Origin of the sequence: Gottschalkia purinilytica (assembly GCF_001190785.1) — a bacterium.
In the GTDB taxonomy this organism is placed as follows: domain Bacteria; phylum Bacillota; class Clostridia; order Tissierellales; family Gottschalkiaceae; genus Gottschalkia_A; species Gottschalkia_A purinilytica.
Genome location: NZ_LGSS01000005.1, coordinates 240,713 through 261,397, shown reverse-complemented (window position 1 = coordinate 261,397; position 20,685 = coordinate 240,713). Strand labels below are relative to the sequence as shown.

The 20,685-nt window shown below is 26.2% G+C and carries 22 protein-coding genes; 13 read left to right on the top strand and 9 right to left on the bottom strand.

From position 1 onward, the window contains the following. Positions 1-132: 132 nt before the first annotated feature. Positions 133-900 carry a hypothetical protein gene (locus CLPU_RS07460; RefSeq protein ID WP_050355021.1) on the top strand — a complete coding sequence of 256 codons (768 nt, stop codon included), beginning with the start codon at positions 133-135 and terminating at the stop codon, positions 898-900. A gap of 115 nt (positions 901-1,015) precedes the next feature. Here the strand turns inward: CLPU_RS07460 and CLPU_RS07455 are convergent, their stop codons facing one another. Next, complete coding sequence (locus CLPU_RS07455) at positions 1,016-2,209, bottom strand: pyridoxal phosphate-dependent aminotransferase (protein WP_050355020.1); 1,194 nt, start codon at positions 2,207-2,209, stop codon at positions 1,016-1,018. A gap of 485 nt (positions 2,210-2,694) precedes the next feature. Between CLPU_RS07455 and CLPU_RS07450 the strand changes: the two genes are divergently transcribed. Both CLPU_RS07450 and CLPU_RS07445 read left to right on the top strand, forming a co-directional pair. Beyond that, entirely contained in the window at positions 2,695-2,949 is a 255-nt protein-coding gene (locus CLPU_RS07450; protein WP_235436130.1) for a hypothetical protein, read from the top strand. Between the two features lie 110 nt (positions 2,950-3,059). After that, the gene (locus CLPU_RS07445) at positions 3,060-3,362 is read left to right on the top strand and encodes a YmaF family protein (RefSeq protein ID WP_050355019.1); all 303 of its coding nucleotides are present in this window, start codon (positions 3,060-3,062) and stop codon (positions 3,360-3,362) included. A gap of 117 nt (positions 3,363-3,479) precedes the next feature. Here the strand turns inward: CLPU_RS07445 and CLPU_RS07440 are convergent, their stop codons facing one another. Beyond that, positions 3,480-3,701, bottom strand: a complete 222-nt coding sequence (locus tag CLPU_RS07440) for a hypothetical protein (protein ID WP_131701612.1) — start codon at positions 3,699-3,701, stop codon at positions 3,480-3,482. Between the two features lie 531 nt (positions 3,702-4,232). Here CLPU_RS07440 and CLPU_RS07435 point away from each other — a divergent pair. Continuing rightward, positions 4,233-4,943, top strand: a complete 711-nt coding sequence (locus CLPU_RS07435) for a polysaccharide deacetylase family protein (RefSeq protein ID WP_050355017.1) — start codon at positions 4,233-4,235, stop codon at positions 4,941-4,943. Between the two features lie 249 nt (positions 4,944-5,192). Here CLPU_RS07435 and CLPU_RS07430 read toward each other — a convergent pair whose 3' ends face one another. Beyond that, positions 5,193-5,750, bottom strand: a complete 558-nt coding sequence (locus CLPU_RS07430) for a GNAT family N-acetyltransferase (RefSeq protein ID WP_050355016.1) — start codon at positions 5,748-5,750, stop codon at positions 5,193-5,195. Positions 5,751-5,981: 231 nt separating this feature from the next. Here CLPU_RS07430 and CLPU_RS07425 point away from each other — a divergent pair, with 231 nt between their 5' ends. Further along, the gene (locus CLPU_RS07425; RefSeq protein ID WP_050355015.1) at positions 5,982-6,182 is read left to right on the top strand and encodes an alpha/beta-type small acid-soluble spore protein; all 201 of its coding nucleotides are present in this window, start codon (positions 5,982-5,984) and stop codon (positions 6,180-6,182) included. Positions 6,183-6,350: 168 nt separating this feature from the next. On the opposite strand, the gene CLPU_RS07420 is transcribed toward CLPU_RS07425, so the two are convergent. Then, complete coding sequence (locus tag CLPU_RS07420) at positions 6,351-6,695, bottom strand: hypothetical protein (protein ID WP_050355014.1); 345 nt, start codon at positions 6,693-6,695, stop codon at positions 6,351-6,353. Between the two features lie 149 nt (positions 6,696-6,844). Between CLPU_RS07420 and CLPU_RS07415 the strand changes: the two genes are divergently transcribed. Next, complete coding sequence (locus CLPU_RS07415; protein WP_235436129.1) at positions 6,845-7,081, top strand: DUF1653 domain-containing protein; 237 nt, start codon at positions 6,845-6,847, stop codon at positions 7,079-7,081. 1,036 nt (positions 7,082-8,117) lie between these two features. Continuing rightward, positions 8,118-8,246, top strand: a complete 129-nt coding sequence (locus CLPU_RS17990) for a hypothetical protein (RefSeq protein ID WP_268760454.1) — start codon at positions 8,118-8,120, stop codon at positions 8,244-8,246. 93 nt (positions 8,247-8,339) lie between these two features. Here CLPU_RS17990 and CLPU_RS07410 read toward each other — a convergent pair whose 3' ends face one another. Then, on the bottom strand, positions 8,340-9,212 hold the full coding sequence (locus CLPU_RS07410; RefSeq protein ID WP_050355013.1) for a polysaccharide deacetylase family protein: 873 nt from the start codon (positions 9,210-9,212) through the stop codon (positions 8,340-8,342). Between the two features lie 746 nt (positions 9,213-9,958). On the opposite strand from CLPU_RS07410, the gene CLPU_RS07405 reads away from it, so the two are divergent. The 3 genes from CLPU_RS07405 to CLPU_RS07395 all read left to right on the top strand — a co-directional run bounded on the left by CLPU_RS07405 (position 9,959) and on the right by CLPU_RS07395 (position 12,279). Continuing rightward, positions 9,959-10,480 carry an AAA family ATPase gene (locus CLPU_RS07405; protein WP_050355012.1) on the top strand — a complete coding sequence of 174 codons (522 nt, stop codon included), beginning with the start codon at positions 9,959-9,961 and terminating at the stop codon, positions 10,478-10,480. 105 nt (positions 10,481-10,585) lie between these two features. Further along, on the top strand, positions 10,586-11,104 hold the full coding sequence (locus tag CLPU_RS07400; RefSeq protein ID WP_235436128.1) for a Bax inhibitor-1/YccA family protein: 519 nt from the start codon (positions 10,586-10,588) through the stop codon (positions 11,102-11,104). Between the two features lie 269 nt (positions 11,105-11,373). After that, positions 11,374-12,279 (top strand): CPBP family intramembrane glutamic endopeptidase, encoded by a 906-nt coding sequence (locus CLPU_RS07395; RefSeq protein ID WP_050355011.1) that lies wholly within the window; start codon positions 11,374-11,376, stop codon positions 12,277-12,279. A 316-nt stretch (positions 12,280-12,595) separates the two neighbouring features. On the opposite strand, the gene CLPU_RS18230 is transcribed toward CLPU_RS07395, so the two are convergent. Then, positions 12,596-12,733, bottom strand: a complete 138-nt coding sequence (locus tag CLPU_RS18230; RefSeq protein WP_422717874.1) for a YmaF family protein — start codon at positions 12,731-12,733, stop codon at positions 12,596-12,598. Positions 12,734-13,212: 479 nt separating this feature from the next. On the opposite strand from CLPU_RS18230, the gene CLPU_RS07390 reads away from it, so the two are divergent. Beyond that, positions 13,213-14,025 (top strand): alpha/beta fold hydrolase, encoded by an 813-nt coding sequence (locus CLPU_RS07390; RefSeq protein WP_050355010.1) that lies wholly within the window; start codon positions 13,213-13,215, stop codon positions 14,023-14,025. A gap of 744 nt (positions 14,026-14,769) precedes the next feature. Here CLPU_RS07390 and CLPU_RS07385 read toward each other — a convergent pair. Further along, positions 14,770-15,330, bottom strand: coding sequence for a DUF1259 domain-containing protein (locus tag CLPU_RS07385; protein ID WP_082154127.1), 561 nt, complete (start codon positions 15,328-15,330; stop codon positions 14,770-14,772). A gap of 1,421 nt (positions 15,331-16,751) precedes the next feature. Between CLPU_RS07385 and CLPU_RS07380 the strand changes: the two genes are divergently transcribed. Further along, positions 16,752-17,183 (top strand): DUF2383 domain-containing protein, encoded by a 432-nt coding sequence (locus CLPU_RS07380; protein WP_050355009.1) that lies wholly within the window; start codon positions 16,752-16,754, stop codon positions 17,181-17,183. 1,124 nt (positions 17,184-18,307) lie between these two features. Here the strand turns inward: CLPU_RS07380 and CLPU_RS16645 are convergent. Beyond that, a complete protein-coding gene (locus CLPU_RS16645) occupies positions 18,308-18,814 on the bottom strand; it encodes a YmaF family protein (RefSeq protein ID WP_082154126.1) in 507 nt (168 codons plus the stop codon). A 446-nt stretch (positions 18,815-19,260) separates the two neighbouring features. Next, complete coding sequence (locus tag CLPU_RS07370; RefSeq protein WP_082154125.1) at positions 19,261-19,857, bottom strand: DUF1259 domain-containing protein; 597 nt, start codon at positions 19,855-19,857, stop codon at positions 19,261-19,263. A 79-nt stretch (positions 19,858-19,936) separates the two neighbouring features. Here CLPU_RS07370 and CLPU_RS07365 point away from each other — a divergent pair, with 79 nt between their 5' ends. Further along, on the top strand, positions 19,937-20,278 hold the full coding sequence (locus CLPU_RS07365; protein WP_050355008.1) for a Holliday junction resolvase RecU: 342 nt from the start codon (positions 19,937-19,939) through the stop codon (positions 20,276-20,278). Positions 20,279-20,685: the final 407 nt, after the last annotated feature.

Here is a 20,685-nt window from a genome sequence, read left to right as displayed (position 1 = left end):
AAGATAACCAATCTTCTCTTTTTATATTTCTAGAAAATACATTGCTACCATTAATTTTCAATAATTTACACAAATACATATATATAAATATCTTAATAACACAAAAAATATTAAGAAGAAAGGAGAATATATATGTATTCTTATATTGAATTAAATAAAATTATACCATCAGAAATAAACTTTTTTAAAAAAATAGTTGAAAACGAAAAAGATCCTATTAAGCGAGAAATTTTTAGCTTTGGGGATTTAACATATATAATGGAAAAGATAAATAAATTTCCTGTTAAATCAGATAATTATTATAGTCTGATAGGAGATAAAAAATTAAAATTATTATCTTTACTTGCTTTAAACTATATTTTATATAAAGAAAATAAGAATGGTTCTAATATAACTAATTTAGAAATAAATCCAAAAGATTTCTACCACTGTATAAGTTTTATAGATATATTTTTTGACTATGACATACCTATAAAAGACAATCTAAAGGAAAATATAATATGGATATTTCCTAAATTATCTATTAAAAACTTTATTTCAAATAGTATAATTAGTAACTATTATAAAGACTATTATTTTGAGGAAGATACTTTAAATAAATTAATAATGATAATGTCAAGCTTTGCTCAATATGAATATAAAAACTGTGATACTACCATCATGAATCAATTTCAAGGATTAAATTATCCTACTTTAGTATTAGCCAATATAAGTTTATATGAGAAAGGATATCTTAAAATATTAGATGAAGATACTGGAATATCAATAATGTTAGATGCAAATGGGAGAAAAGATACAGGAAATATATTTACGAAAGATGAGAAAAAAATTAAAGAATCAATATTAAATATAATAAATACCATGGAAAGCATACAATATAGTATAAATGATTTTTCTTAAGTATTTATTATACTAGATACAATTGAGTATAATAAGTAAGCATTTGCTTTATTATTAAAAAAATATAAAAATATCTTATAAAACTAGCGAGGTATATGCCTCGCTTTATTTGCTTCTAATTTCTGTCTTTATATAATTTTAATCCTTCTTTTAATATATTCATAGCTTTTTTTAGAGAATCTTCTTTTAATACATATGATATTCTTACTTCATCTAGTCCTAATCCTTCTGTCGCGTAAAATCCTTGAGCAGGAGATAACATTAAGGTTTCGTTATCTATATCAAATTCTTCTAACATCCATATAATAAAATCTTCAGCATTTTTTACAGGTAATTTTGCTATCACATAAAAAGCACCTTCTGGTTTTTGGCATACTACACCTTCTATATTATTTAGAGAATTATATACTATATCTCTTCTTTTTTTGTACTCTTTGACTACATTATCTAGATATTCTTTAGAAACACTAGCTAAAGCAGCTGCACCCACTTGATCTATAGTTGCTACACAGAGTCTACTTTGACATAGCTTTAAAACTTGACTAATAAGATCTGTATTCTTACTTGCAATACATCCTACTCTTGCTCCACAAGCGCTATATCGTTTAGATATGCTATCTATTATTACTACTCTATCTTTTATATCATCAATGTGTGCGAAACTGGTAAAACTAGTATCATTATAAATAAATTCTCGATATACTTCATCTGAAATTATGAATAAATTATATTCTTTTGCAATATCTGATAACATTCGGATCTCTTTTTTAGAATATATAGTGCCTGTAGGATTTCCAGGATTATTTACTATAATAGCTTTAGTCTTATCTGTTATAAGAGAAACTATCTCTTCCTTATTTGGTAAATGAAATCCTGTTTCTGCTTTCGTAATAAGAGGTACTACTTTTACACCTGCAGCACTTGTAAAGCTATTATAGTTCGCATAAAATGGCTCTGGAACAATTACTTCATCTCCATTATCACAAGTTGCTAAAAGAGAAAATAATAATCCTTCACTTCCACCATTTGTTACTATAATATCATCTTCTTTAAAGTCTATACCATATTTCTCATAGTATCCTATAAATCCATCTATAAGCTCTGGTATTCCTTGAGAAGAACTATATTCTAATACTTGTTCATCAAAATTCCTAACAGCTTCAAAAAACTCTTTGGGAGTTTCAATGTCAGGTTGTCCTATATTTAAATGGTATATTTTTTTTCCTCTTTTTTTAGCTTTATCTGCAATAGGTACTAATTTTCTTATAGGTGATTCCTGCATATCCATAATTCTATTTGAAAATTTCATAAAGGTTACCCCTTTCTAGTCCATGCCTATATGGTTTAAAACTTATGCATGATTAAAATCAGCCAATGAAACTTTATGTAACAAAAAACTTAATTTATTATTATTAAATTTTCACAATATTATAACATATCTAGATATAAAATGACAATGAATCCTATATGCACTATTCTAAGATAATCCAATCTAGAATAACCTTTGGACTATTTAAATTATGACTATAATGAAAAACTATCCATAGTTTTAATTTAGTAAAAGTATTTTAGTATCTAATAATAAAGAATATTGTTTAAACTGTAAACTTGAGAGCCTATTTTGTACGTTTTTAATAGCTTTTTTTTATATTCTTTTAAGAATAGTTCTAAATAATAGAATTAGAGTTTTTTGACTAAAGAAAATAAAAAAAGATGATAAAATTATCACCTAATCATAATCATGAGTATATTGTATATAAAGAATACTTTTGTATTATATAAAAAAATAAAGGAGTGTTAAAATTGTATATACAAAAATATCAATATCCTTATATGCCAGTAATGGATCCACGTTATTTTTTAATGCAAGTTCGCCCTGCAGTTCGACATGGATTAGATGAGTCAAAGGTAACAAGTATAAGGCATGCAATGACTCAAGTTGCTTTAATTTCTTATTTAATGGGTATGGGCTACGATTACTATGATGCCCTTATGTTAGTGGAATCTTGGGAAATAGATGAAATGTTTCCAGGAGAAAGAATGATTTAGTTAGAACTTATTAGGTTCTAGGATGTTCATGATCCTATAACATTATTTTTATTCAAGATATTTTAAAATTGGTAAATCAACATAGTTTATTTTTGAAAGGAGGTCTATTAATGTATAGAAATGGTCATATTCATAAATACAGAGGTAAAACAACGGTCGACAAAAAACACAGACACACATATAGTGGATATACAAGTGAACCTATTCCAACTCGTCACGGTCACATTCACTATTATGAAGGATATACTTCAGTTGATGACAAACATCGTCATAAATATAGAGGTTATACAAGTGTACCCATACCTGTAGAAGGAGGACATATACATTATATGATGGGTGTAACAAGTTATGTTGATAAACATGATCATAGATATAGAAATAAAACATCTAAACAAATATATGAAAGATATTAAAAATATTCTATAAATATTTTTAATATATTATTTTTTATAAGTTTAGCTATACAATATGATAATTGTAAATACAGAAATTTTTAAAAATTTGACTAGGGCAAAATGCCCTAGTCATTTTTAAAGAAAAAAGCTATGAATATAATTTAATATTTTTGCTTCATATTTTCTAAGATGTTTAATATAATGTTTAATGAGGATTAAGGGAGATTTTTTCCCTTTTATTTTGCGTTTCTTCTTTTTGAAGGAACGCTCTTTGTTTTTTAGTTCTAACTCTATAAGTAATTTTGCTATAGATAGTAATGAGATTAATATCCCTAATACTTTTTCTATTATGCTCATCATGCTGTCTCCCCCTTTCAATTATTAATTAATTTGAATAAAAGAGGTAGCACATATATTGTGATGAGAATTATTAATAAGAGTGTTAAGAATATTAGAGATAAAATTGGTAAGAAGTACAAATTGAGGTTAAATATAATTAGAACTGAATTTAATATGAATATTAGTGTGTATCGTTATGATTGGATAGAACGAACATTACTATATAAATATGAATGAGATTAGGTAGTTATGATAACTACATAGAGTAAATAGTTTAAGTTATACAAATTATAACTATTTATCTCTACTTTATTATACTTAATTTATTAAATATAATTTGTAAAAATATGTAAATATCCTAAGTAAACTTTCAAATTAGTACTTTAGACCTATTGCCATGGTACAATCTAAAGATATTCTAACATATATAATAATCGTATAAAAGAATAATAGATATAGAGATAAAATATATAATATTTAAGTAATAAAAATGTAGTATAATATACATTGAATATTGATTAAATCTAATAACTTATAGGAGAGAAAACGATGAAAAAATCTCTAAAATTAACGTTTGTTTTATTTATAATATTATTCATAGCATCTTTTATGGCTTGGAAAATTATGAACTCAAGAACATTTCAGTTTTTTGGAGGTATTATTCAAAAAGCTAATACTCAAGAAAAAGTAGTAGCATTAACATTTGATGATGGACCATCAGAAAAAGTTGACGTTATTTTGCCTATACTAAAAGATTTAGATGTAAAGGCTACATTCTTTCTTATAGGAAGTGAAATTGAACGATATCCAGAAGAAGCTAAAAAACTTGTTTTAGATGGACATCAACTAGGAAACCATACTTATTCTCATAATCGTATGGTATTTAAATCACCATCTTATATTAAACAAGAAATTGAAAAGACTAATAGTCTAATAAAAGAAGCTGGATATGAAGGTGTAATTCAGTTTAGACCTCCTAATGGTAAAAAGCTTATTTTCTTGCCATATTATCTTAAACAACATAATCAAAAAACTATCCTTTGGGATTTAGAGCCTAACTCATATCCAGATATTAATTCAAGTTCTGATAAGATTGCTAAATACGTAATTGATAACGTTAAACCTGGCTCGATAATTCTTCTTCATCCAATGTATGATGAAAAAGGTAATACAATAAATTCTATCAAGAATATTGTTGAGGGTCTTAGAAGCAAAGGTTATACTTTTAAAACTGTAAACGAACTTTTAACAATGGAATAATATCAGAAAAAGTTCATTATTCTTAATTGAGTTTACAACAAATTATATTCATAAGTTTTATAAAGTTCAATAGAAATATATACTTATAACAATGATTTATTGTATAAAGAAAATCACTAGCTAATAAATTGAATCTAGTTTATTAGCTAGTGATTTTTATTCTATTATTTTAAGCTTTTAAAAATTACTTTACTACATAGTACATAAATATGTAAAAAGATAAATCTTGACTACGTAATTGTTAAAATACTATACTTTTTTTAACATATGTCTATATGGATGTCCATAAACCTCTATTTTTCTATCTTCTTTATATCCAAGCTTTTCATATAATCTATACGCATTTTCTTTATTAATATCAACTATTAGACTTATTGTATGATGTTCTAATTTCTTAGCCTTATCTTCCATAGCTCTAATCAGTTTTTTAGCAATTCCTCTTCCTTGATAATTAGGATTTACTGATACTGTATCTATATAGTACTCATTTTCGAAGAATTCTTCATCAAAAGTGTCTCTTTTAATACCTTTTTTCCTTAAGTGATTTATAATAGGAATATCTAAATTATCTACATCTTTTGAATAGTATCCAAGAATTACCCCTACTACTTTTTTATCTTTTTCGTAGACTATAGTATTTTTATAACTAAATCTACATTCATCTATCTGATAAAATTTTCCAATAGTATCTATAATGTCATCCTCTTTTTCATATCCAGTAAAAACTTTAGCTATATCTCCTATAGCATTTAGAATAAGTTTTGGTACATAGATGTTATCCTCTTTTTTCCCTGGTCTTATACTCATTAAAAAGCTCCTTTTCTTTTTATATAACTTAATCGTTATTATAAACAATGGATATGAATTTTATAATATTTGTAATTTATAGATTTATCAAAACGAAATAATTATATTAAAATTATTTATTTTACTTAAGAAGAATTACTTTTTATTTTCTTTAAATTACCTTGTATTTAAAATGCTTTATTTATATAGAATAATATATGAATAATCTTATAAATATTGAGGTGATTTATTATGAGTAAAAACCCGCTAAATCCCAATGCTAGAAAAGCATTAGATGAAATGAAATTGGAAATTGCAAATGAGTTAGGTTTAGCAAATAAACTTTCTAATACTAATTCAATAGAAAATATATTTACTGCTGGTCCAGTAGGTGGAATGATGACTAAAAAACTAGTCGAAATAGGACAAAAGCAATTAATAGATAAGGGATAGTAAAAATATACAGATTATTTAGATCGAAAATCTCCTAAAATAGACACAGATAATAAAGACTGTGATAAAATCTATTTTAGGAGATTTTTACGCTTAGAAAATTTCTAAAAATAATACTTATTTTTAAAAATTGATATTGTAGTTTTTATATCTTTAGTTAAAAATGACTTAAAAAGGACTTTTATTAAAAGTAAATTTTATATAATCTATAAATATAGTAATAAAGAATATAGCTGGTAAGATCATTATCATTATAATATTAAGAACTAAAACTATAACACTAAATCTATTTGACTTAAATGAAATACCAAAAAGAGAAATAATGAAACCTATAAAGCCTAAAAAAAATGTTATAAATAGACATGCCCAGCCAAAACCGTAAAATAAATTAGTTACTGTAGTGTTAAAAGAGTCAAAAATACTTTGTAGAAAAAATATTATCAAAAAAATAAAAGCTATAAATCCTATAGTTAGAGCTATAGTAGCTGGATAGTTCTTAGTAGATCTATTCATCTGAATAACCTCCAATTATTTGTAAGTATTATAAACATTTGTTCATGGTATAGTTTATATTCAAGAGTATAAGCATATTATACTATATTATTTAATATTTGGATTAAGGTTTAATCTTTACAATAATAGTTTTTAAGGGAGAGAAAATATTGAATATATTAAAAGAAATTAAAAGAGGAAAGTATAGACATTTTAAAGGTAACGAATATGAGCTAATTGATATAGCAATACATTCAGAAACAGAAGAAAAATATGCAGTCTATAGACCATTATATGGAGATAAACAACTATATATAAGACCTCTAGATATGTTCTTAAGCAAAGTAGACAAAAATAAATATCCCGAAGTAAAGCAAGAATATAGATTTGAGTATATAAAAGACTAGATAATGAAGTAAATCCTAATTTTTTTGTGTAAATAGATAATAGAATCTAATATAGTAGTTAAAGAATATTTTTTATAATGTTAATTAACTGTGATATAATATTTTTTTAAGACTAGGGGGAGTTTCCCCCCTAATTTACTAGGACTTCTTGATATTACTGTACTGTTTTAACAAGGTGAGAGCTGTTAAAATTAAAATAGCAGTTTCAAGTAAGTCCTTTATTATTTGAACCACTTTTTCATCCCCTTTCTTAAATAATATTAAATATACTTAGAACCTTATATATAATTACAAAACAACATATTTAAGTTATAATATGAAGGATATTCTCCTTTTATGTAGAAATTTAGTGCTAATGAAGAAATATTTTTATACTTAGTTATAATAATAAAATGTTAGACTTTTTTTCTTATGAAATTTTAATATGTAAGATTAGGATATTTAAAAATAAATTATATAGATATGAATAAATGGAGTAGTTATATGGTATAAATTGTATATAATGTTATTTTGAAGTATTAAATAGTGAGATGATATTGTAAGGTTAATTTTATTATCTTTTATGCTTGGATAGACGGGTATGTTCATTGATGGATTTATTGGAGAAATCTTATGTATGTATTTGGATTAATAGGAATATTAAGTCCAATCTTTTTTGTGTTAGAAAGAATATATAAAAATACTTTTAGCAATTCATATAAAGATAATATTAAATATATCAATAAATATTTAAATTTGTTAAAAGAAAATGCTATTTTTTCTTAATAAGAATTCTTACTAGCTAGAGAAATGTTCAGTAATATTAATAATAAGAATATTGATAATGAAAATTATTATGATTGTTTAAATATTCTAGTAAAACTAAAATCTGAAAAGATAATATCTGAAGCAGATTTTAATAACAAAGTAAGAGTTCTTAAGAAAACATTTAATCAGTAATTATAAAAAATTACATAGTTATTTATAATTTAATTAATATAAATTTATTATTAAAATAAATAAAATTAGATTGATATTAGAATTCAGGAGGATTATCATGAAGAAATCATTATTACTTATTTTATCTTTAATATTGGCTATATCATTATTTGGTTGTAAAGATACAGAAAAAAAACAACCTAATAGTAAAGTTAATGGAACTACATCAGCTACAGAAAAAGAGTAGATAAAAATTAATAACTTAAAATATTATTAATTACAAATTACTTTAAAAAAATAAGAGCAGGATTAATCCTGCTCTTATTTTTTATTAAATTATTTATTTTTCAATTAAAACAATCTTCTTGAATTCCTCAATAGAAGTATTTGGAGATATTCCAAATCTAGGTAATTCATATATTTCTTTATATCCTTTTGTTACATATCCACTTTGAATAGTAAATGCCATTTCATGAGAAGTCTCTTTTAAAGTTTCTATAACATCAGAATTACGATGTCCATATGGATACGCAAAATACTTTACTTTAATTAGTTCTTTGATCTTAGTAATATCGTCTAATATTACTTCTTCAGGAGAAGTAATTAGTAATCCTCTATCATTATCTAACTGGTGAAGATCATAAGTATGACTTTCATAATTAAATACATCTTTATACTTGTCCAATATTTTCAAATTCATAAACTGTAATGTTTCAAAATTATATTCAGCTATATCATCAAATAATGCTCTCCCTATCATGAAAATTGTAGCATTGAAATTATATTGTTTGAGAACAGGATAAGCATAAACTGCATTACTCAAGCAACCATCATCAAAAGTTATAACGACTGTTTTTTTAGGAAGTTCTATTTTCTCTTCTATAAATCCCTTTAGTTCATCTAAGGTTGCTACATAAAATCCATTATCATGAAGGAATTTCATTTGTTCTTGAAACTGAAGAGTAGAAATAACTGATTCGTTTTGTTCTTGATTCATCTTTTTTATGTGTTCAGGTTCCATTATGTGATGATACATTAAAATCGGTATTTTATCCGCAGCATCATTGTAACTTTGTAGTTTATTTACTTTACTACTTACTTCTCTTTTATCTTGTTCTTTTAAATCGGATTGATCTCCATAACTTTTAATACTAGAGCAACCTATAGTGAAAATTAAAAATATAAACATAAAAATAATAATTACTTTTTTCATGAAAATATCTCCTTTTTCTTTCTTTAATAAATTGACACAGTTATTACCATACCATGTTATACTTAAAAATTTTGTCGGATTTAGTAAAATATAACTTATTTAATTTTAAATTCTTACTTTATAAATTTTTTAATACTGTAAATCGATAAAACATCATCAAATTATCTAAAATTTTTATTAAAAATATAATATTTCTGTTTACTTCAAATAAAATAACTTAAAATACTTTTTAAAGAACATATATCAGATTATTTATAGATAAAAAGTTGACTACATTAAAATAAGAAATATAGTAAGAAAAACTTTAAATAATGGGTTAAATATAAATTCGAGTTTGGATGAACTTAATTAATAGAAGTTTAATTAAGTTGAAGGCAAGTAATATTTTAAAAAGAAACAAAAAATAATATAAAACATATGACCTAACTATAAATACAATGTTAATGGTTTTAGACATAAAAAAAGAAACTATATAGAAATATAACAACATTCCTTGAAAATATTATAGATATAGGCAATGATTAATATAAAATAAAAAAATATAAGAATGCTTAGAAAAGTGCTATATACTTTACAATTATAGTAAATATAGATAAAATTATACTTATAACTTTTGACATTAAAGAATCTAAAAGCAATATTTATTATTTCACAATCTACTAAACCATCAAATATATTCTGTACTCATATTTAAGAAGTTAGGAAATTGATTTTCTTGATAATTAAATTAACAAGAGGTGATTAATATGGATAAAATAATTTGCTTAATAGGAGCATCTGCAAGTGGCAAGACTACTTTAGCTAAAGAGCTAGAAAAAGTGGGATATAATATGATACATTCATACACAACTAGAAAGCCTCGATATGAAGATGAGTGGGGACATATATTTGTAGATACAGAATATTATCTAAAAGAATCAAAAGAAAATATAATAGCTTACAATGAATTATATAATCACCAATATTGGGCTACCAAGCAGCAATATAGTAATAAAGGAATCAGTATCTATGTAATAGATCCACAAGGAGCAAAAGAACTTAAGGATACTATTAAAGATGCTGAAATAATATCAATATTTCTAAGTGCCGATGAAATTACTAGGAAGACAAGGATGTTAGCTGAAGATAGAAATGATTTTTTTAAAAGAATAGAAAAAGATAAGAAACTTTTCAATTTAGTAAAAACAGACTATGTTATAGATGCAAATAGAAATATTAAAGAAATTCTAGATGATGTATTATCAGTTATTCAAAATTTAAAAAATTAATGCAAAAAGCTTTAAAATACATAATACAAAATAGGTATTTTATATTATTGAAATAAATTTTAAATAATGACATAATTCATATTCAAATTTAAAAAGACAGATGGATTGATATTTAGTGAATTAGCATTAGTTGCATTTTTATCTAGAAGAATTGATAAAATGTCTGTTTCTACAGCTACAATAGTATTTATTATCTATTCAATGATAAATGGACTAACTTTATCTTCGATTTTTTTTATGTTTACATACAAATCTATAGCAGTAGCATTTTTTATAACAGCAGGAACATTTGTTATAATGAGTGTATACGGTTATGTTACTAAAAATGATTTAACTAATGTAGGAAGCATTTGCTTAATGGGGCTTATAGGATTAATCCTAGCTTCCTTAATAAATGTATTTATGAAAAGTCAAATGATATATTGGATTATATCTTATGCAGGAATTCTAATCTTTATAGGACTTATTTCGTATGATACACAGAAACTTAAAACTATATGTAATACAGGGTTTGTTAATGAAGATATAGAACAAAAAAATGCAATAGTTGGAGCATTATCACTATATTTAGATTTTATTAATTTATTCTTGATTATATTAAAGTTTTTTGCACGTAGAGATTAAATATAATTTTATGAATATACTAATAGAGGAGCCTAAGGGCTCTTTTTTGTTTTTAAAATAACTTCTAAGCTTATAACAAATTTTAAAGTATAAATCTATATTGTATAAATCCAAGAGTAATATGTTTAAACTATATATGTATTTAAATATATAAAATAGGTAAGTATAACTGCATATCTTTATCTACTACACACTTATTTGAAATAAAAATTATATTATTTGGGTAAATTTACATTATGAGATAACTAAGCTAGGAGGTATAACTAGATATGGCGAAAGATATAAATAATTTTAAAAATAGACTTATTAAACTAATTGAAACAGGAGAGAGAACAACCAAACCATTACTAGCCATAATGATATACATAGGATTATATGCTATAAGTGGATTAACTCAAGTCTTAGGAGGATTTTTAGCAATATACACTACTAGAATTAATCATATAAAGTTCGGAACAATATCATCTGCTATTGGATCTATGATAGCATCAGTTGTAGGTTTCGGGCTTCCTATTGTAATACTATTTATATGGATTAAAAAATATGAAAACCGTTCATTAATTACAATAGGATTTGAAAAAAAACAAGCTTTATTTAAATTCATTAGAGGATTTATTATTGGTACTATAATTATAGCTTCGGCTATTTTTCTATCTATTAAATTTAATATGGTAGAAGTTGCTAAGGGACATAAGTATATAAATATCAGTAACTTATTGTTAGTTCTACCTATGTATTTCGTCTCGTATCTTTTCCAAGGATCAGCTGAAGAAATTCAGTTTAGAGGATTTCTAATGCCTATATTAGGTAAGAATTATGGTATTATTATAGGAGTAGTATTACAGGCATTTTTATTCATAGCTTCCCACATATTTATAGAAGGTGCTACAAAAATTTACTTTGTATTTCTTCTAATATCAACAATAGTGTTTGCATTATATGCATTGTGGGATGAAAGTCTTTGGGGAGTATGTGCAATGCACGGAGTCTATAATTTAGGTTTTTTTACTATAGGATTAGACTATATGGGACTTCGTGATATTGGAATAGAACCTAAATACAGGATAGCTAATAATCTTGATGCATTTGCAATACCAGCTTTAACTGTATTAGGAATATTTTTAATAATAAGTATCATAATAAGAAATAAGAAGCATGTTAACATTGAAAAATAAAAAATCTACATAAAAAATTAATATTTATATTAAGATGTAGACATCACTATTGCTACAATAATATATAAGCAAATTATTTAGACCAAAGTTAATTCTCTGGTCTTCTTTATTTTTTATAATATATACTACAGTTTTAATAGTCCACGTTCCTCTACGTTTAGTTTTCATATTATTTAAATTAAGAACTTCCATTTTTTAAAAGAAAGTATTAGAAAATAAAATAAAACGAAGAAATGTGTATAACTGAGTAATTAAGTAGCTAAGTAAACGGCAAGTTGCCTTATCTAATAAGCATAAGACAAATTGCCAAAATGATCTAAGATATAGGATCTTCAATTAAGGTTGCAAATACAACTTCATGAAAGTGATCATCATCTATAGTCGTTCTAGCTTTAACAAAATGAATGTGTTCACCATTTCCTACATTAATAGCTGGACCAGTCTCAGCTCCCAGTTCATGATGATCTATAAAAAATCAGTGTTAGTCAATAGAGCGTACTTATGACCACCACCTGGTAGTGGTATTGCTTCACTTGTAACTCCTGCAAAACGGTAGGTGTGCATGTTATTTTTTATAGCTAGTGATTGTAGAACTAATATTGGGAAAACAATGTAAGCAAAGAATAAGTAGAAATTAGGCCAGAATACCTGAAATAATACTGGATCTGTAAGGCTAAATGATCTGTTGAATGATTGGAGTAAAGCTGAAATGAAAATTAATGCAAAGCAAGATAAAAAAGTATAGAAGTAATTTGTCACAATTTTAAAATACTAAATCAGATTTCATTGCTTAGTTAATATGATATAAGAATTTTAAAAATGTTATTTGAAAACAGAATAATACGGTATTTTAAAATTAGCTCAATCATTCATAAATTCATGCTTAAATGAATAACATTTAAATATGGCAATTTAATTATTGGAGGTGTCTTGATGGGATACTATGTTAGAGTACAGCCAAATGTAAAAGTTTATGTAGAGGATCTTAACCAAGAAGGTGATAAGACAATTGTATTTTTACATGGTTGGCCTGGAAGTCATAAATTATTTGAATATCAGTTTAATGAGCTTCCTAAAAGAGGCTACAGATGTATCGGCATAGACCAAAGAGGATTTGGTAAATCAGATAAGCCTTTCACAGGATATGATTACAATAGATTATCAGATGATGTTCGAACTGTAGTTGAAACGCTAAAATTAAAAAACTTTATACTAGCAGGCCACTCAACAGGTGGATCAATTGCTATTAGATATATGGCTAGACATAATGGATATGAAGTATCCAAACTTGCTCTTTTTGCAGCAGCAGCTCCTAGTCTTATTAAACGTCCTAATTTTCCTTATGGCTTAGATAGAGAAACAATCGTTAATATTATTAAAGGAACATACACTGATCGACCTAAAATGCTTAATGATTTTGGTAATATATTTTTCTTTCAGCACATAACTGAACCATTCTCTTATTGGTTCTTACAATTAGGCTTACAAGCAGCGGGATGGGCAACAGCTGCCATTGCAAATACTTGGTTACGTGAAACACTATTTTCTGATTTAGGAAAAATAAATGTTCCGACATTAATTATTCATGGCATTCATGATAAAGTGGTTCCATTCCAACTAGCTCAAGTACAAAAACAAGGTATTAAAAATTCTAAGCTTATACCATTTCGCTATAGCGGTCACGGATCATTTTATGACCAACGAGACAAATTTAATGAAGAGTTGATAAATTTTATTGAGGAATAAAGTTTTTACATGATGGAACTTGCTAATAAAAATGTTAGAAAGCAATAATTCATCTAAATACCGCATTATTATAATAAGTATAATTTGACGGTATTTTTTTATTCGCAATATAAAGGAATTGCAAGAGAAAAAATTATGAGGATTCTAATAATGGACTGTTCCAATAGCAATTTTTAGTATAACCATAAAATTTTTAGTAGATATATTGTACAAGCCATAGACAATAAAGATAACTATAAATTGAGAATTTTGACAAGATAATTTTAATGTAGCTTATATAAACTTATAAGTATATAGTTCTTTCTTTATCTCCTTTACCTATAACTGTCTTTATTTTCTATCTGCTAATATAGTTACTAATAAGGATAATATAATTATGATGATAATCATAAAAATACTATTTACAGTAGGTACTTTTATGTATGGACTAATATTAGCTGTTCTATATTTTAGAGAGTCTACTTATGCCTTCATTTTTAGCAATATTAGGGAAAATAGATTTGATTTTTATTTCATATTGATTTAATTTTTACTTTTGTAGATATAACCAGTGTTTCTCTATGTTTATTGCCAATCGTTTCTTTGCTTTGACATTCTGACAATCCCAAAAGTATAAGAGGCTAAAAGAGGTAGCAGAAGAAAAGTTTTATCAGGACAGATATCAATGAGTGAGATTCTCTGAAAATAAAAAAGGAGAGTGGACAAACTCCACTTCTCCTAATTTAAAAATAAAGTTAATCAAACTTAAAATCTCGGAAAGTCGTCATCGTATTGATCATCATACTCACGAGGCTTACTATCTTTTCTATGATCGTCATATTTACGATAATCATCATCATGGTATTTACAAGGTTTATCATGCTCCTTATGACAATCATTATGCTTATGATGATTACAATCTTCTAAAATTTCAAAAGCTCTTGCTACTTTCTTTGCAAAAGTTAGAGGATCATCTATAGAGAAAAAGTGAATATAAAATAATCTTGGTTTATCAAATAACCAGTGATTGTGAAGAGCTGTGACTTTAATACCTTGCTCACGAAGTTCGCTAATAAATGGATTAATTTCTTCTTGTAATATAACAGTTTCTCCCAAATTGAGAGTTTTACCTTTACAATCCATTGATTCAAATGAAAAAAGTGCGTTAAGAACAAGTGGACTTCTAGTTGGTCTTCCTGCAATTGTTACTTTAATGTTTCTCATACGTGTTACTACACATAAACCATCAGTTGATTCAAGAATCTCACTTTCAAGGATTCTTGCAAATTTCCTACATAAGCTAGATGAGCTATCATGTGAACTCATTTATTATGCCTCCCTTTCTGTAACATAGTATGTACAAGATTTAAATTTGTTACTAAAAAATTATAAAATATGAATATTTTGAAAAAATAGATATATGTAAGACTAAATTACAATATTTAGAAAGGAAGTTTTACCCTTTAGGAAAAATTAGATACAAATAAGATAACATTAGATAAATATAGAAATATAATATAATAGAAAGCAGAATAGCCATATTAATAGGAATTAAGAAAAACAATTATTATAGTAGAAGATATGTTTGTAAACAGCATTAAAGAGAAAAGCTCTATAGTATTATTATAAATCCTTTCTCTATTAAGAGAACTTTAAAACTACTTTATAAAATTATTTGGAAATTGTTTAATAATACCTTTTATCATCATATCAGCTATTTTTAAAGCCTATTTTTCAATCTTGCCATATACTGGTGATGGTATCCTCATACTTCTTTTTAATAATGTAAACAGTTTCAGGTTTGATCATGACTAAGTATCCATACAACATTATTTTCCAATTTTCCTCAGACTAATATAAGTTGATACAACCAAGGAAGGCAGCAAATTCATCTACATTGGCATACCACCTTTTACATCATCTGCTATTACCTTTACAAGTTCTGCAGCGATGATAAGATAACTTTAAATAAGTTAGCGAATCTAGAGATAATTTTATATCCCTATAAAAAGGCTTCAAAACTAATTCTAAGTCATTATGATTTCTGAAAAGACGATTGGTAACAAAGTCTACATCAGGAAAATCTAAAACAATACTGACAATGGTTAATCTTATCCAAACGATGTGCTATTTCCAAAGCATACGTAAGTGATTATTTAAATCTATTTTTGTTTTACTAATTTTTGTAGTGGGAAGATTAAAACTTGGATAGTAATATTTATATCCGGAACATATATAAATAACTTTCCCAATATGAAGGTTGTTTAAATCTACCCCTGAATTGGCAAAGGCAATTGTGTAAATGGTAGTATAATAGCTTTGAGCTAACATCTATAATGCTATCATGTTCTTGAGCGTATTTAATTGCCACTTTGATAATTTTTATGTGTTATTGTATATTTATATAAACAAAAAAGCGTCAGTATCAGTATGGAATATTGACTTTGATAATGATATCATAAACATTTGCAATAAATATAGTGATAGTCAACAGAAAAATCACTCAAATAAGTGTTATTTTTATGACTATATAAAGGAGTTAGCAGTTTGCAAGACAAAAAGAAGGATAAAAAGAGGAAATAAAACTCTCATGAAGAGAAGCTTTAAGAAAGGGAGCTGAAAAACCTAATAGAAGTAATTGAGAATTTTATAAATGAAATTTAACTTGATTGCATTATTTTTGAATTTAGTGGAAAAATAAAAACACAATAGGTAATTATTGATTTATTATAAAGGAGGCAAATAAAATGTCTAATGATCTGGAAACAATAGAGTCACTCAACGAACTTTTAAAAGGAGAGTATATGGCAATAGATAGTTTTAATAATTTTATATCTAGGATAGAAGATAAGAATGTGAAAGATTGCTTCAAGGAAATTCAAAAACAGCATAGAGAAAATATTGAAAAATTAGCAAGTTATATTCAAGACATAGGGGGACAACCAGACGAGAATATTGGAATGAAAGGTAAAATGGGCAAAATGATGCTTAATATAGATTTGGGTTCAAAAGCGGATACAGCTGAAATCATTGAAAAAGCTATAGAAGGAGAAACTAAGGGAATTAATATGGCTGAAAAGATTCTAAGAGGTAATCTAGATGATAAATCAAGAGATATTGCAGGTGAAATACTTCAAAAAGACAGAAAATCTATCGAGAAGTTGAAGAGTTTAATATAAGGAATATAATAAAGTCAAAAGACCCTTTTCTAATCTAAAGCAAACAAAACAATTAACGATGAAGTGATAGTATAAGTAACATAAGAGGATCAAACAAAAACAAAGCCAATCAAGACTATCTTAACTAAATAAAATACAAAGACCTACAATAGGTGCAACTAAATATTCTTTTAAAAAAATACCATTATGGAGTCGTTAAAAACAACGACAAATCTTCTTCATTAGGATTATTAGATATGAAAAGATACATTTAATATCTGATTATGGATACAAATAATCTAAATGAATATATATTTAAAAGAATAATATTAGGGCATGAAAGAGAGATAAAAAAATACGAAAAATTTCATAAATATTAGATAGATCTACAGAGAATGCTTAAAAACTTAATAACAAGCTGGTGCATGATTATCCTAGTTAATTTGCAATGTTATTGTTAAACCAGTAAGATACAGTAGAACAAATAGAAGTATACATAAAAAACTCAATAATTGACTATAAGTTATAAAGCAGTACTATTTAAATTGTAGTTATAAGAAATTCTTTAAATAAAAGAGACACATTAAAATACTTTCAAAGACGATAAAACTTATCTCAATTGCCAATAAATCATAACCTAACGTGTTATTGCTCATAAGAACACATGCTGATTTGAAATGGTCGAATGAATACTTCTGCTTGAGAATAATGTTCTTTCGAATAAATTAATTAGATTTAGATTGTTTCCGTGAAGGTAATTAGCTTAGATAGATCATTTTTTCATAAGTTCTGAATCATTTTATCTACTTCACGATTTGCATTTTCAATCATATCTTTTAAAATTTCCTTACCATATTCGGTTATATAAGGTGAATACTAACATTTAGTCTCCGTTGACTGTTTTTTTATGATGATATTTTCATCCTCAAATAGTAAAGACAGTATTAGATTTACCTAATAGCATAACATTTGATTGCAGTAAGCAAGTTGTAAAGCTTAATGTACGGAAGTTTTATAGCAGAATCTGAGGGTTGAGATTGAGTTACAAGAGATAGCCAACTGTCCATGTGTAAGGAGCAATTAAATGGCTAAGTAAACGGCAATTTGCCTTATCTAATAAGTATAAGACAAATTGCCAAAATTATCTAAGATATAGGGTCTTCAATTAAAGTTGCAAATACAACTTCATGAAAGTGACCATCATCTATAGTCGTTCTAGCTTTAACGAAGTGTACGTGTTTTCCACCACCAACATTAATAGCTGGACCAGTTTCAGCTCCAAGCTCATGGAGATGATTTACAAAGAAATCGGTATTCGTCAATAGGGCGTGCTTATGACCACCGCCTGGTAAAGGGATCGCTTCACTTGTAACTCCTGCAAAACGATGATTGTGACGATCTTCTTCTTCTTCTGCTAATTTAGTACTACCTAAAAATTCATGAACATGCGTTTGTCCTTCATCTTCATTTTTACAACGATCATGATGCTTATGATGATCATCATGCTTGCAATGATCGTCATGTTTCCAATGATCATGATGCTTATGATGATCATCACGCTTACAGCGATCATCATGCTTATGATGTTTGGAATAAAATTCGGATTCATATTCATCCTCATATTCATATTCATATTCATCTATATATTTCATAATTTCACGTCCTTATTTATTAGTTGTAAACTTGTTGTTGTCAATTGTTATTACTTTAATACAAGCTACACTACATTATATTAAGTTATATTAAATGTGTGACATAGAAAATAAATATTCACCAAATTATAAATCTGTAAAGATATACTTTGATAAAAATACTATTGCCGAAGAAACAATAAAATAAGCATTAGGGATATGTAAAAAATAGCAAAGTTAAAATTAGAAAGAGATATAACATATACTTTATGAGGCAGATGGTAGAACTTGAAGAAATGAAGCTATGACAAGAATAAAGAATTATTTAGAAGGCAAATTAAAAGGCTTAGAATCTATCAAAGTAATTTCTTAATAAATAAAAAAGGAGAGTGGACAAACTCCACTTCTCCTAAACCAATTCTAAGCTAAAAAATGGGATGTGATCTAGTTGCTAAAGTTAATCAAATTTAAAATCTTGGAAAGTCATCATCGCAGCAACTATCATGCTTACGAGGTTTACTATATTTTTTATGATCATCACATTTACAATGATCATGATGCTTACAATGATCGTCATGTTCAAAATAATCATCATCATGATATTTACAAGGTTTATCATGCTCCTTATGACAATCATTATGCTTATGATGATTACAATCTTCTAAAATTTCAAAAGCTCTTGCTACTTTCTTTGCAAAAGTTAGAGGATCATCTATAGAGAAAAAGTGAATATAAAATAGTCTTGGCTTCTCAAATAACCAGTGATTATGAAAAGCTGTAACTTTGATACCTTGCTCACGAAGTTCGCTAATAAATGGATTAATTTCTTCTTGTAATATAACGGTTTCTCCTAAATTAAGAGTTCTACCTTCTCGATCCATTGATTCAAACGAAAAAAGTGCGTTAAGAACAAGTGGACTTCTAGTTGGTCTTCCTGCGATAGTTGCTTTAATATTTCTCATACGTGTTACTGTACATAAACCATCGCTAGATACAAGAATCTCACTTTCAAGGATTCGTGCAAATTTCTTGCATAAACTAAATGAACTATCATGTGAACTCATTTGCCATACCTCCCCTTCAATAACATGGTATGTACAAAGTTTAAACTTGCTACTAAAAAAATTATGAGAAGTGATAATTTTGAAAGAAAGTTATAGAATTTATGGAAATAGAGGAATGCTCCTTGAAAATATTATAGAGATAATAAATAACCAATATAGATCTAAAGGAATAGCAGATATAAATAAATTACCTACACCAATAAAGATACTTAGAATAGATAGAGTAGACGGCGTATATGGACACTTAGAAAGAAAAAATACAGTAGACTTTAGTGGTCTAGCAAAAATAAATAACAGAACTATATCTATAGCTTTTGATGCTAAAGAAAATTTAAACATAACTAAAGAGCATTTGGGAAATGCAAATATAGAGATTTATAAGGGATTTGTTTATTTAGATAAGTTTGAGGAGGAAGTGTAAAGATGACTAACTTTCAAAATGAGCTAACTGGATCTAATAGAAGAAATTGCTATGACAACTATAAAGTTAAAAGTGAAATATGAAATTAGTAATACTATTGCAAAAGGTAATCATTAGAGCTGGCGAAAGCATACAGATCAGAACTAACCTGGTCTTTTTTATTTAAGTGATTATATTTAATGTACTAATTTTGTGAAAATAAATTTACTAATTTAATGTTTACTAAGTAGAGCAATGTGTTATAATAAGAATATAAGTATGTTAAAATTTTTTTAACATATATAGGTGTTAGATTCGTGTTAAACGAAGGCGATAGATAGGGCTGGTTACCCTATCTATCTTATTTTTTGAATTTAAAAAAGAGAAGTTGGTTAGGCTTCTCTTTTTTGGTTTATGTATATATCTAC